Source organism: Micromonospora sp. NPDC051543 (assembly GCF_044454415.1).
Taxonomy (GTDB): domain Bacteria; phylum Actinomycetota; class Actinomycetes; order Mycobacteriales; family Micromonosporaceae; genus Micromonospora.
The window spans coordinates 253,915-266,844 of sequence record NZ_JBITDT010000007.1 but is presented as its reverse complement, the minus strand read 5'-3'; the positions used below and the strand labels follow the sequence as shown (position 1 = coordinate 266,844).

The window sequence follows — 12,930 nt, the reverse complement described above, 5'->3', positions numbered from 1 at the left end:
CACGCCTGCGACCTCCCTGATCACGCTACTAAGGCACGGTATCGGTCCGGGCTGACAATCCGCCGCCCACCCGCGCCGACGGTGACACCCCCACGCGCCCGACCCCAAGGCCCCGCCGCACGTAACCTCCGAACCCGCCCGCCCCTCCCCTCCCTCCCTCCCTCCCTCCCCCTCCCGACCCCCCCCGTTGATCATGAAGTTATTGCTCCGACACGCCGGGCCGGGTGGCAAAAACTTCATGATCAACGGAGTCGCGGAGTGGGGGCCGGGGGGGGGTGGGGGGGCGACGCCGGCCTCGTGGGGTCGCCGGCGCGCGTCGACGGCGGTGTCCCCGCGAGGCCGAGGCGGGCCCGTCGTCGGACTCCCGCCGATCTTGCAGTTTCGGTCGTCGATACGGGTGGGATGCCCGGGATGTCGCAGCAGAAAGTGCAAGATCGGCGGGGGTGAGGGTCGGCGGGCGCGGGCGGGGGGCGCGGGCGGGGGCGCGGGTGCGGCGCGGGTGCGGGTGCGGGGCGCGGGTGCGGGGCGGGGGATGGCTGCTGACTGGGGGCGGTTCCGACCGTTCCGGACGGTGGGGAAACCCTGCGGCACTAGCGGCGGTGTCGTCGACGGGCGGCGGGGGCGGTGACGTGCGAGGATCGCCGCACGAAGCGGCCGGTGTGCCGCGTGGGCGCGGAGGTGGCGATGAACAAGACGCTGCTCTGGGCGGCGGCGATCCTGCTCGCGGTGGCCGCCGGTTGGGCGTGGAACAGTTGGCGGCACCGGGCGGCCACGCGCCGACCGTCCGACCGAACCGGTCCGGGTGCCACGACCCACGCGGGTGGGCGTCGTCCCGCGCCTCCGAGGCCGCGGGGCACCGATCGGCCGGGCTCGACGCCCCGCTCCCGTGACACCGATCGGGCGACCGACGCTCCGGCGGCGGGCGAGATCTGGTGGGCCGACGTCCCGTACGCCGACGGCAGCGGCTCGAAGATCCGCCCCTGCCTGGTGCTACGCGCCGACTCGCGGGGCGCCGACGTCCTGAAGATCACCAGCCAGGACAAGAGCGACCGCGACGACCACGTCCGAATTCCGACCCGGGACTGGGATCCCGGTGCCGAGCACGACAGCTACCTCAGCCTGACCGAGCCGGTCCGGATCAGCTCGGCCGATTTCGCCGACCGCGCCGGCCGCTGCGACGCCGACCTGTGGCGCAAGGTCCGCAGCCTGCGCCACCTGCCCACCAGCTGAGCCGAAGGCGCCCCCACCTCACGCCATGATCCACTCGACTTCCAGGAAAACGGCCCGTCCACCCGCGAGTAGCACCCCGACTTCCAGGAACCCGAGTCGATCACCGCACTCAGGCCGCGCGAGGCCGGCCCGCGCCAGGCCGGACGGTCAGTCCCAGCTCTCGCCGAGGGTGGCGAGCTGATCGGCGTACTCGATGCGCTCGGCCCATTCGGACGGCCAGGCGGCCATGCCCGCTGCCGCGCCCACGAAGGCGCCGGCCAGGGCGGCGATCGAGTCGGAGTCGCCGACCGTGGTCGCGCCCCGGGCCAGCGCCGCGACCGGATCGTCGGCATGGCGTACGGCGCAGAACAGCGCGGTGGCCAGCGCCTCCTCTGCCACCCAACCCTGCCCGGTGGCCCGGCACGGGTCGCCGCCGTCGTCCGGCGTGCGCAGGGCGGTCGTCAGCCGGCGCAGCGCCGTCAGGCACTCGTCCCAACCGTGGGCGATGAACTCCTCCGGCGTGTCGACCCCCGGGCGTCGCCAGAGGTCGCCCAGCCAGTCGTGCCGGTAGACCCGGCGTTGGGATCGCGCCCGTTCGGTGAGGATCGCGGGCAGCTCGGGCAGCGTGACGCCACCGCGCAGGGCGACGACCGCGTACGCGGTGAGTTCGCTGGCGGCCAGACCGGTGGCGTGGCCGTGGGTCAGCCCGGCCTGCAACTGGGCCAGACCGGCCATCGTGTCGAGGTCGACGTCCAGGAGGCCCACCGGTGTGACTCGCATGTTCGCGCCGCAGCCCTTCGAACCGGCGACCGTCGCCTGCTGCCAGCGCAGCCCCCGATCCAGGTCGGCGCAGGCGCGTAGGCAGGTCATCCCGGGGGCGCGGTTGTTGTCCGGGCTGACCGACCAGGCCACGAAGCGGCGTCGCAGCAGCGGCTCCACCGCGTCTGGGGTGAACGTCGGGGCCTCGTGCAGCGCCCAGCCCACCGCCAACGCCATCTGCGTGTCGTCCGTGACCAGCGCCGGGACACCGGTCAACTCACGTGGGCCGGCCGGACCGTAGCGGCGTTCGATGTCGGCGACGGTCAGGAACTCGGTGGGCTTGCCCAGCGCGTCGCCGTAGGCGAGACCGAAGAGCGAACCGGAGGCGCGCAGCGCGGTGGCGGAGGTCACGGCGGCCATCATGCCCGGCCGCCGCGACCGCCGTCGGGCGCGGGCAGTCCCCGCAAAGGCAGAAGCGGGCAGTCCCCGCAAAGGCAGAAGCGGGCAGCCCCCGCAAAGGCAGAAGCGGTCAGTCCCAGCAGAGGCAGAACGGGTGGCCGACCGGATCCGCGTAGACCCGGAAACCCTCGCCTTCGCCGGGCAGCCGCCGCGCACCGAGCGCGAGCGCCGCCTTCTCCGCGCTCTCGATGTCGTCCACGGTCACGTCCAGGTGGAACTGCTGCGGACGCTCCGGGTCCGGCCAGGCCGGCGTACGCAGGCCGAGCGCCCGCTGGAAGGCCAGTCGCGGCTGGTGACCGGGCGAACCACCGAGCACCACCCAGTCGTCGTCCTCGGAGGCGGCCTCGGCGAAGGGGATGCCGAGCAGCTCGGAGTAGAACGCGGCCAGCGCCCGAGGATCGGGGCAGTCGATCACCACTGAACGTAGCTGTCCAATCATGACGGTCATCCTGCCCAGCGGGTACGACAGAAAAACCTCACTCCTCGGCGAACCGGCGGCCGGCGTCCCGGCAGGCCGCGAGCACCGCCCGGGCGTACCGCGGGGTGGCCCCGGCCAGGCCACACGCCGGGGTGACGACCACCTGCTGGGCGAGCTGCCGGCGGGGAAAGCCGAGGCGGTCCCAGATGTGGCGTACCCGATCGGCGATCTGCCCGGAGGTCGGCGCGCCCCCGGCCGACGGCGGCCGGGTCGGCGCGGCGCCGGCCAACAGCCCGAGGCCGGCGTCGATCGCCTCGCCCAGCGGATCCAGGTCGGTGACGAGATCGAGGTCGAGGGCGACCGCGACGGCCCCGGTGGAGCGGATCAGCTCCAACGGCACGTCCGGGGCGCAGCAGTGCACCACCGTGGGTACGGCCACCGCGTCGACGACCGTGCGGAGCAGGGCCGCCGCGTCGACCGAGTCCACCGCCCGGTACGCGCCGAGCCCGCTCTCGGTCGGCACCCGCCCGGCCAGCACGGTCGGCAGCGACGGCTCGTCCAGTTGCAGCAGCACCGACGCCTGCGGCAGTCGTCGCGCGACCGCCGCCACGTGCTCGCGCAGCCCTTCGGCGAGCGAGCCGGTGAGGTCGCGCACGGCACCGGGATCGCGCAGCAGCCGGCCACCGATCGGCAGCTCCAGCGCGGCGGCCAGGGTGAACGGACCGCCGGCCTGCACCTTGATCGGGCCGGCGTACCCCTCGGCCTGCTCGGCGAGCTGGTCCAGGTCACGCTCCATCAGGTCCCGGGCCCGGCGCAGGTCACGGCCGGCGCGGGGGGCGACCCGCCAACGCCCGGTGTACAGCTCGACGGGCAGCTCGACCAGCAGCCCGGCGCTGCGCCCGATGAGGTCGGCTCCGGGGCCTCGGGCCGGCAGCTCGGGCAGGTGCGGCAGGTCGGGAAGCTCGCCGAGGACCACCCGCTGAGCCTCGGCGATGTCGGTGCCGGGCAGCGAACCGATGCCGGTCGCCGCGCCCGCCGGCCAGGGCCACGCCTGATCTGTCACGGCCGAAGGCTATCCCGGCGCCCCTGCCGGCCGGGCGACGACCGTCCGACCTGCACGCCGCGCCGACGACCAGCAGACGTGCACGCCGATCAGCCGGGCGCTGTGCCGATCCCGACGTCGGTCGCCGGCCAGCAGCCGCCCGCTCAGCCGGCGATCGTGGCCGAGCCGAGGACGATGTCGCCGGCCGGGTCCGGTCGGTAGGCCACCAGGGCCTGGCCGGCGGCGACGCCGCGGACCGGCCGGCGCAGCTCGGCGTGCAGCGCGTCGCCGTCGAGGTCGACGGTCGCCGGCACCACGTCGCCGTGCGCGCGGAGCTGCACCTCGCACTCGACCGGCGCGTCCGGGCGCGGACCGCCGGTCCAGACCGGGCGGACGGCTCGGACCTGGGACACCTCCAGCGCCTCGGCCGGGCCGACCGTCACGGTGTTGGTCTTGGGTGTGATGGAGAGCACGTAACGCGGCCGACCGTCGGGGGCGGGCCGGTCCAGGTGCAGGCCGCGACGCTGGCCCACCGTGTACGCGTACGCCCCGGTGTGGCTACCGACGACCGCGCCGGTGCTCGCGTCGACGACGTCGCCGGGCGCCTCGCCGAGCCGGCCGGCGAGGAAGCCACGGGTGTCACCGTCGGCGATGAAGCAGATGTCGTGGGAGTCCGGCTTGTCGGCCACCGCCAGGCCGCGCTCGGCGGCCTCCGCGCGTACCTGCGCCTTGGTCGAGTCGCCGAGCGGGAACATCGAGCGGTCCAGCTGCTCGCGGGTGAGGACCGCCAGCACGTACGACTGGTCCTTGGCGATGTCGACGCTGCGGCGCAACAGGCCATCCGGGCCGAGGCGGGCGTGGTGACCGGTGACCACCGCGTCGAAGCCCAGCGCGATCGCCCGGTCCAGCACCGCCGCGAACTTGATCTTCTCATTGCACCGGAGACACGGATTGGGCGTACGACCGGCGGCGTACTCGGCGACGAAGTCGTCCACCACGTCCTCGTGGAACCGGTCCGCCATGTCCCACACGTAGAACGGGATGCCGATGACGTCGGCGGCCCGGCGGGCGTCCCGGGAGTCCTCAAGCGTGCAGCAGCCGCGCGCCCCGGTCCGGTACGTCTGCGGGTTACGGGCCAACGCCAGGTGCACGCCGGTCACGTCGTGCCCGGCCGCCACCGCCCGCGCCGCCGCCACGGCCGAGTCAACCCCGCCCGACATCGCCGCCAGAACTCTCACCAGCGAACCCCCTTCCCCACCCACCAACCCTAACCACCACCCCGACCCACCCCCCACCCCCAACCCACCCCGCCCACGCCCCCCACCGCCAACACCCCCGTTGATCATGAAGTTATTGCCACGACACGCCGATCGGCAGGGCAATAACTTCATGATCAACGGGGACAGGGCGGGGGGCCGAGGGGGCCGGGAAGGGGTTTAGCGGGGGGTTCGGGGGGCGGCGGCTCTGCGGGCTCGCTCGACCGCTGCGGGGAGGGCCGACACCAGGGCGTCGATCTCCGCCTGGGTGCTGGTGTGGCCGAGGGTGAAGCGCAGCGACGATCGGGCGCGGTCGTCGTCGGCGCCCATCGCCAGCAGCACGTGCGAGGGCTGGGCGACGCCGGCCGAGCAGGCCGAGCCCGTCGAGCACGCGATGCCCTGGGCGTCGAGCAGGAGCAGCAGGGCATCGCCCTCGCAACCCGGGAAGGAGAAGTGCGCGTTGCCGGGGAGCCGGTCGGTCGGGTCCCCGTTGTAGATCACTTCGGGCACCGCCCGGCGGACCCGCTCGATCAGGTCGTCGCGCAGGGCGGCCACCCGGGCCGCGTACTCCTGCTGGCCCTTGACCGCCGTCTCGACGGCGACCGCGAAGGCGACGATGCCGGCGGTGTCCAGCGTGCCGGAACGGACGTCGCGCTCCTGACCGCCGCCGTGCAGCAGCGGTACGGCGGCCACGTCCCGGCCGAGCAGCAGGGCGCCCACCCCGATCGGGCCGCCCAGCTTGTGACCGGTGACGGTCAGCGCGGAGGCCCCGCTGGCGGCGAAGTCGACCGGCACCTGGCCGACGGCCTGGACGGCGTCGGTGTGGAACGGCACACCGTGCTCGGCGGCGACGGCGGCCAGCTCGGCCACCGGCTGCACGGTACCGACCTCGTTGTTGGCCCACATCGCGGTGACCAGGGCCACCCGGTCGGCGTGCGCGCTGAGCTCGGCGCGCAGGTCATCCGCGTCGAGCCGGCCGGTGGCGTCCACCGGCAGCGAGCCGACCTCGGCGTTCTCGTGCTCGGCCAGCCAGTCGACCGAGTCGAGCACGGCGTGGTGTTCGACGGCGCTGGAGACGACCCGCCGACGGTCGGCGACGGCGTCCCGGCGGGCCCAGAAGATGCCCTTGACCGCCAGGTTGTCGCTCTCCGTGCCACCGCCTGTGAAGATCACTTCGGACGGCCGGGCGCCAAGCACCGCGGCCACCCGTTCGCGCGACTCCTCGACCCGGCGACGGGCATGACGACCGGCCGCGTGCAGGGAGGACGCGTTGCCGACCTCGCGGGCGGTGACGACGTACGCCTCCAGTGCCTCGTCGAGCATGGGGGTGGTAGCCGCGTGATCCAGGTAAGCCATCGCCCTTCAGCGTACGGCCGACCGGCCGGAGACCCGAGGGCGGAGTGGACTCCGCGCGACGTGCCGGGGTGTGACGGCCACCCCGGCACGAAGCGGACGCGGACCGCTCAGGCGGGCACCGCCGTGACGACGATGTTGTCCCGGTACCTACGGGCCTTGGCGTCGAACGGCCCACCGCAGGTGATGAGGGTCAGCCGCGGCTTGCCGTCCCGGGCGAAGTAGCGGTCCAACGGAATCTTGGTCTTGGCGTACTCCTCCCGGGCGACGACCCGGTACCGCCGTGCCGTGCCGTCGCTGCCGGTCGCGGTCAGGGTGTCGCCCTGGTCCAGCTCGCGCAGCCGGTAGAACGCGCCCTTGCCCTGTCTGGCGCTGTCCACGTGCCCGGCGATGACCACCGATCCGGCGTCCGCCTCCAGGCCGGGGCCGTAGCGGTACCAGCCGATCTCGTCGACGCTCGGCGGCACCTCGAACTCGTTGGTGCGCTCGTTGATGCCGACCGCGTTGACCGTGGCGGTGACGCCGATCTCCGGAATGACCAGCCGGACCGGCGGGACGGCCTCGGCGCCGGCGGGCAGGTCGCCGACGGTCACCGGCACCGACGGGACGGCCACGGTCGGGGTGGGGCTGGCCAGCGCGGTCGCCTCTTCGGTCCCCACGTTTCCGGCCGGCTGCGAGTTGCACGCCACCAGGGTGGCGACGGTGAGCGCGGCAGCGCCGGCGGCCAGGGCCGCCAGCGCGCCGCGGTTGCGCACCGTCACTTGCGGCCGGTCCGCGCGGTCGCCATCCGCGCCCCACCACCGACCAGCAGGAGTACGCCGGCGCCGGTGAGCGCGTACCACCAGGCGCCCACGCCGGTACCCGCCTGACCACCGTCACCGCTCGGCACGCCGCCCGGTGCGGAGTGCAGGCCAGTGATCGTCTGGGCCACCACGTCGAGAGTCTTGCCCTCGGCGGAGCCGATGGCGTAGACGATCGTCGCGGTGCCCTCGGAGAGGTTCAGGTCCGCCGGGCCGATGGCCACGGTGTCGGTGCCCGCCAGCACCACGTCCGCCTTCACCGCGCCGGCGTCGACGTCGCCCTTGGCCTCGTTCGGGTTGGTCAGGCCCTTGAAGACCGGGGTGCCGCCGGCCCGTACGTCGACCGCCGGGGCGGCCGCCGTGTGCCGGACGATCAGGCGGGCCTTGCCGGCGTCGACCTTGGAGACGTCGTTCACGAACGGCGTGATCGTCGGCTTGCCGGCGGCGTCGAGGTGTGCGGCGATGCTGATGTTCGCCCCGCCCGGCACCTTGGCGTCGTCGGCCTTGAGGATCGCGCTGCCGACCGGCTCGCCGGGCTTGGTGAGGGCGATGTCGTACTCCCCCTCGGCCAGGTTCAACGGACCGGCGACGTCGCCGGGCTTGAAGTTGTCAAGCGTCTTCTTGCCGTTGACGTAGACGTCGACCGGGGTGTCCGGGATGCCGTGGACGACGGAGACCTTCGACGTGGCGGCGTACGCGGGGGTGGCGGTGAACGCGCCGACACCGGCGAAGGCGAGCGCGGCGACCGCGCCGCCCGCGGCGACCCGACGGAAGTACGAGAGCTGCATGTCTGCCTCCTGGTGATTGGTGCTGATTCGTCAGGCCTGGCTTGCAGAACGGGTTACGCCGGCTCCGCGACGGGCGGATGCGCTCTCGACGCGTTTCTTTTTCTCGGTTCCGACCGCATCCAGATCACCGTCGGTGGCCGAAGAGCAGGTGAGATGACTTTGACCGGGAGAGTGGGGCGAGGGCTGTGGCAGCTACAGTCGGGCATGCCCCATCGAAGGCGGGCCGCCCCGTGACGGCGCTGCCACCGCAACCGGACCCACCGGCGGACGACCTCGCGGCCCGGTTCCGGGCCGGCGACGAGGCGGCCCTGCGTGCGGCGTACGAGCGCTACGGCCGCGCCGTCCTGCACCTGGCGACCACCATGCTGGCCAACCGGGCCGACGCCGAGGACGTGACCCAGGCGACGTTCGTGGGCGCGTGGCTGGGCCGGGAGACCTTCGACCCGGCCAAGGGTTCGTTGGTCGGCTGGCTGCTCGGCATCGGCCGTCGCAAGGTGATCGACCGCCTGCGCGCCGCGGCGCGGGAGACGCGGGTGGTGGAGACGGTCCGGCAACTGCCCGAGCCCGCGCAGACCGGGCCGGACCCGGACCGGGTGGTGGATCGGCTGGTGATCGCCGACGAGCTGGCACGCCTCCCGGACGACCAGCGGCGCATGCTGGAGTTGGCCTTCTACGACGACCTGACACACCAGCAGATCGCCGCGGTGACCGGGGTGCCGCTGGGCACCGTGAAGAGTCACATCCGGCGCGGCATGGCGAGCTTGAAACGCAGATGGGAGGTGGATGGTGCAGCACCTGGAGCACGAGCGGCTGGTCTTTCTGGCGCTCGGTGAGAGCGAGGCGGACGACGGGGAGCGCACCCACCTCGACACCTGCGCGCACTGCCGGACGGAGCTGACGACCCTGCGGCAGGTGGCCGGGCTCGGCGCCGAGACGCAGGGCCTCGGCGACCTGCCCGACCCGCCGGAGCACCTCTGGCAGGGCATCGAAGCCCAGATCAGGGCGGCCGAGGGCACCGAGGTCCACGCACCCGTGGCGGTGCTGACCGGCGTCGATCGGCAGCAGGTGCCCGCGCAGACCCGTGCGACGGCGACCGAGGCGGTCACCCGGCTGGACCCGACGCGCCGGTCCCCCCGGGGTCGTGGCTGGTCCCGTTGGGCGGCCACGGCGGTGACCGCCGTCGCGGCGGCGGCGATCGGTGTGGTGGGCACGGTCACGGTGCTGCGGCCGACGGATCCGACGCCTGCGGAGACGCCGACGGTGCTGGCCAGCGCGCCACTGGCGGCCTTCGGCTCGACGCCGAAGTCGGCCCAGGGCGACGCGCGCGTCCTGCAGGGCGGTCAACTACATCTGCATGTGGCGAATCTCCCGCGCGTGCCGGGGTACTACGAGGTCTGGCTCATCAACCCGACGACCATGGAGATGTTCTCGATCGGCACCCTCGGTGGCGACGCGGACGCTCTACTGCCCCTGCCCCCGAACGTCGATCTCAAGAGCTATTCGGTGGTCGACGTGTCCGCCGAGCAGTACGACAACAACACCCGCCACTCCGGCGACAGCCTGTTGAGGGGCACCCTGACGGGCTGATCGGCGGGCCGGCTCAGCTCCCCGGCCCGCCGATCAGCTCCCGCAAAGAAAGTGGCCGCCCGTCACGACGGGCGGCCACTTTCTGCGACAGACACTTACTTGCGCTTGCGGATCTCCTCGGCGGCCTGCGGGACGATCTTGAACAGGTCGCCCACCACGCCGAAGTCGGCCAGCTCGAAGATCGGCGCCTCGCCGTCCTTGTTGACGGCGACGATCGTCTTCGAGGTCTGCATGCCGGCCCGGTGCTGGATGGCGCCGGAGATGCCCAGCGCCACGTAGAGCTGCGGGGAGACGGTCTTGCCGGTCTGACCCACCTGGAACTGGTGCGGGTAGAAGCCGGAGTCGACGGCCGCGCGGGACGCGCCGACGGCGCCACCGAGCAGGTCGGCCAGCTCCTCGACCAGCTTGAAGTTGTCGGCGTTGCCGACGCCACGACCGCCGGAGACGACAATGCCGGCCTCGGTCAGCTCGGGGCGGGAGCCCTTCTGCTCGGCGACCCGCTCGACGACCCGGGCCAGCTTGTCGGTGTCGGTGACCGACACGGCGAGCTGCTCGATCGTCGGGGTGGCCGCCGCCGGGGCGGGGGTGACCGAGTTCGGCCGCACGGTGACCAGCGGCAGGCCCTTGGTGACCTTGGACTTGACGATGGTGGAGCCGGCGAAGGCGACCTGGGTGGCGGTGCCGTCGGCGTCCAGGCCGACCACATCGGTCAGGATGCCGTTGTCGAGCTTGACGGCGAGCCGGGCGGCGATCTCCTTGCCCTCCTGGGCCGACGCCAGCAGCACGGCGGCCGGCTGCACCCGCTGGACCAGCTCGGCCAGCACGCTCGCCTTGGGGGCGACCAGGTAGCCGTCGATGTCGTCACCCTCGGCGGCGTAGATCTTCTGGGCGCCGTACTCGCCCAGCTTGGCGCTCAGCGCCTCGGCGGCCCCGGGTCCACCGAGCACCACGGCGGTCGGAGTGCCCAGCTCACGGGCGAGGGTGAGCATCTCGAGGGTGACCTTCTTGACGCCGAATTCCTTGGTGGCTTCGACGACGACGAGAACCTCAGACATGTCTCAAAGCCCCTCTCACACGAACTTCTCGGTGGCGAGGAACTCGACCAGCTTGACGCCGCCCTCGCCCTCGTCGGTGATCTTGGCGCCGCCGGAACGCGCCGGGCGCTTGGTGTGCTCGACGACGGCGCTGGTCGCGCCGTCGAAGCCCACCTCGGTCGGCGCGACACCCAGGTCGGCCAGGGAGTACGTCTGCACCGGCTTCTTCTTCGCGGCCATGATGCCCTTGAAGGAGGGGTAGCGCGGCTCGTTGATGGTGTCCCAGACCGAGACGACGGCCGGGGTGGCGGCCGTGACGACCTCGTACCCCTCCTCGGTCTGCCGCTCGACGGTCAGCGTCGTGCCGTCGACGGTGAGCTTGCGCGCGCCGGTGAGCGCCGCGACGCCGAGCCGCTCGGCGATCATGTGCGGCAGGACCTGCACCCGGCCGTCGGTGGACTCCGCCCCGCAGATCACCAGATCGGCGTTGAGCTGCCCGAGGGCGGCGGCGAGCACCTTGGACGTCGCCACCGCGCAGGAACCGTGCAGGGCGTCGTCCACCACGTGCACGGCCTTGTCGGGACCCATGGAGAGCGCCTTGCGGATCGACTCGGTCGCCCGGTCCGGACCCATGGTCAGGATGGTGACCTCGCCGCCGTGCGCCTCCTTGATCTTCAGCGCCTCCTCGATGGCGTACTCGTCCATCTCGTTGATCACGTTGTTCGCCGAACCGCGGTCGACGGTGTTGTCGTCATTGCGCAGGTTGCGGTCCGCGCCCGAATCAGGCACCTGCTTGACGAGTACGACGATATTCATCGCGCTTCGACGACCCTCCTGTGTGGTGTTGCGATTGGCTCGCCCGGTCTGGGCCGCAGCCTCGCGTGTCGGTCGACGCCCGGTCAACCGAGGGCTGCTGTGCAGTTGCCCACGCGGCAATGTTACCTGCCAGTAGGTTACCGCTGCCGGGCACGCAGAGTGACACAGGTCACCGGCGTGGCGCAGGTCAGACGGACTCCGCCAGCGCGCCCCGGATCTGCTCGATGGCGGCGGCCTCGGCGGGGGCCACCCCGTCGTGCGCGCGGGCCACCCGATCCGCGGCGGACAGCACCACCGACCGGTACGCCTCGACGTCGGCCGGCGACTTCTCCCGCAGGATCCGTACCGCCCGACCGAGCGCCGGCAGCACCACCGACTCGATCTCCAACTGGGAGTCCCGGGGCAGGCGGGGCAGCGGGCCGGTGGTCAGGGCCTCCTTGACCACGCCACTCGCGTCGGCCAGCGCGCCCGAGGCGGCCACGCTCTCGCGGATCACGCCCAGCATCCCCGGGTCGGCGTTCGAGACCAGGAAGACCGCGCCGAACGCGCCCGTCTTGAGGGTCAGGCGCTCCTCGTCCGTCAACCGCTGCTCCATGATCATGGAGTGTAGACGTACGGCGTGGTGGTGGTGACGGCTACGAGTCCGAGTCGCTGGAGGATCGGCCGGCTGTCCTCGGAACAGTCGACCTGCACGAGCGTCCGACCCCGCTGCTCGGCCAGCCGCGCCCGGTAGTTGACCAACGCCCGGTAGATGCCCCTGCGCCGCCACTGCGGCAGGGTCGAGCCGCCCCAGAGGGTGGCGAAGCCGGTGTTCGCCAGGTACCGCACCCAGCCGGCGCTCACCACCACCCCGTCCGCCTCGGCCACCACCACCGTGATCGAGTTCGGGTCGGCGTCGATCTCCTTGGCCAGACCCCACACCAGGTGCGAGCGGTCCTCCTGCCAGACCTCCTCCTCCATACCGGCGATCCGCTCCAGGTCCTCCCGGCTGGTCACCTCACGCAGGCGTACCCCCTCGGGAACCACCGGCAGCGCGGCGGCGAGCGGCGCGACCGGCCCGACCACGACGGTCTCCCGGTCTTCCGGCACGAACCCGGCGGCGCGGAGGCGGTCCGCCAGGTCGGCGGGCTCGTCGTGCTCGTTGAGCTTCCACTCGACCGACATGCCGCGCTCGCGGAAGTACCGCACCTGCCGGGCGATCAGCTCGTCCAGCGCGTCGCCGGTCAAGCCGCCCAGGTCGCGGTATGTGAGGAAACCGCCCGCGTCGAGCCCGATGATGCGGACGAGCGGACCGTCGCGCTCCACGGTCACCCCGGCCGGGACCGGGTCGGGGATCTCCGGGCGGATCTGGTTGTCGTAGGCGTCACGCAGGGTGTTCACATCAAGATCGGTCACCAGACCAGGCTACG

Annotated in this window: 14 protein-coding genes; 3 read left to right on the top strand and 11 right to left on the bottom strand. The window is 72.8% G+C overall.

The window, feature by feature from the left end; genetic code table 11:
• Positions 1-684 precede the first annotated feature (684 nt).
• Positions 685-1,230, top strand: a complete 546-nt coding sequence (locus ACIA3K_RS15455) for a type II toxin-antitoxin system PemK/MazF family toxin (protein ID WP_396801620.1) — start codon at positions 685-687, stop codon at positions 1,228-1,230.
• A gap of 147 nt (positions 1,231-1,377) precedes the next feature.
• On the opposite strand, the gene ACIA3K_RS15450 is transcribed toward ACIA3K_RS15455, so the two are convergent.
• The 7 genes from ACIA3K_RS15450 to ACIA3K_RS15420 form a co-directional block, all read right to left on the bottom strand.
• Positions 1,378-2,388 (bottom strand): ADP-ribosylglycohydrolase family protein, encoded by a 1,011-nt coding sequence (locus ACIA3K_RS15450; protein WP_396801758.1) that lies wholly within the window; start codon positions 2,386-2,388, stop codon positions 1,378-1,380.
• A gap of 109 nt (positions 2,389-2,497) precedes the next feature.
• Positions 2,498-2,866: a VOC family protein gene (locus ACIA3K_RS15445; protein WP_396801618.1), complete on the bottom strand. Its 369-nt coding sequence runs from the start codon at positions 2,864-2,866 to the stop codon at positions 2,498-2,500.
• A 37-nt stretch (positions 2,867-2,903) separates the two neighbouring features.
• Positions 2,904-3,908 (bottom strand): methionine synthase, encoded by a 1,005-nt coding sequence (locus tag ACIA3K_RS15440; RefSeq protein WP_396801617.1) that lies wholly within the window; start codon positions 3,906-3,908, stop codon positions 2,904-2,906.
• Positions 3,909-4,051: 143 nt separating this feature from the next.
• Positions 4,052-5,125 carry a tRNA 2-thiouridine(34) synthase MnmA gene (gene mnmA, locus ACIA3K_RS15435; protein ID WP_396801615.1) on the bottom strand — a complete coding sequence of 358 codons (1,074 nt, stop codon included), beginning with the start codon at positions 5,123-5,125 and terminating at the stop codon, positions 4,052-4,054.
• 198 nt (positions 5,126-5,323) lie between these two features.
• Complete coding sequence (locus ACIA3K_RS15430; protein WP_396801613.1) at positions 5,324-6,499, bottom strand: cysteine desulfurase family protein; 1,176 nt, start codon at positions 6,497-6,499, stop codon at positions 5,324-5,326.
• A gap of 107 nt (positions 6,500-6,606) precedes the next feature.
• A complete protein-coding gene (locus ACIA3K_RS15425) occupies positions 6,607-7,257 on the bottom strand; it encodes a class F sortase (protein ID WP_396801612.1) in 651 nt (216 codons plus the stop codon).
• A complete protein-coding gene (locus ACIA3K_RS15420; RefSeq protein ID WP_396801611.1) occupies positions 7,254-8,084 on the bottom strand; it encodes a DUF4397 domain-containing protein in 831 nt (276 codons plus the stop codon). The genes ACIA3K_RS15425 and ACIA3K_RS15420 overlap by 4 nt, the downstream gene beginning before the upstream one ends.
• Before the next feature lie 230 nt (positions 8,085-8,314).
• On the opposite strand from ACIA3K_RS15420, the gene ACIA3K_RS15415 reads away from it, so the two are divergent.
• Complete coding sequence (locus tag ACIA3K_RS15415) at positions 8,315-8,917, top strand: RNA polymerase sigma factor (RefSeq protein ID WP_396801610.1); 603 nt, start codon at positions 8,315-8,317, stop codon at positions 8,915-8,917.
• Entirely contained in the window at positions 8,871-9,671 is an 801-nt protein-coding gene (locus tag ACIA3K_RS15410; protein WP_396801757.1) for an anti-sigma factor, read from the top strand. Before ACIA3K_RS15415 ends, ACIA3K_RS15410 begins: the two co-directional genes overlap by 47 nt.
• A gap of 95 nt (positions 9,672-9,766) precedes the next feature.
• Here ACIA3K_RS15410 and ACIA3K_RS15405 read toward each other — a convergent pair whose 3' ends face one another.
• The 4 genes from ACIA3K_RS15405 to ACIA3K_RS15390 form a co-directional block, all read right to left on the bottom strand.
• A complete protein-coding gene (locus ACIA3K_RS15405) occupies positions 9,767-10,726 on the bottom strand; it encodes an electron transfer flavoprotein subunit alpha/FixB family protein (RefSeq protein WP_396801609.1) in 960 nt (319 codons plus the stop codon).
• A gap of 15 nt (positions 10,727-10,741) precedes the next feature.
• A complete protein-coding gene (locus ACIA3K_RS15400; protein ID WP_396801607.1) occupies positions 10,742-11,521 on the bottom strand; it encodes an electron transfer flavoprotein subunit beta/FixA family protein in 780 nt (259 codons plus the stop codon).
• Between the two features lie 187 nt (positions 11,522-11,708).
• Entirely contained in the window at positions 11,709-12,122 is a 414-nt protein-coding gene (locus ACIA3K_RS15395) for a hypothetical protein (RefSeq protein WP_396801606.1), read from the bottom strand.
• A complete protein-coding gene (locus ACIA3K_RS15390; RefSeq protein ID WP_396801605.1) occupies positions 12,119-12,916 on the bottom strand; it encodes a GNAT family N-acetyltransferase in 798 nt (265 codons plus the stop codon). The genes ACIA3K_RS15395 and ACIA3K_RS15390 overlap by 4 nt, the downstream gene beginning before the upstream one ends.
• Positions 12,917-12,930 lie beyond the last annotated feature (14 nt).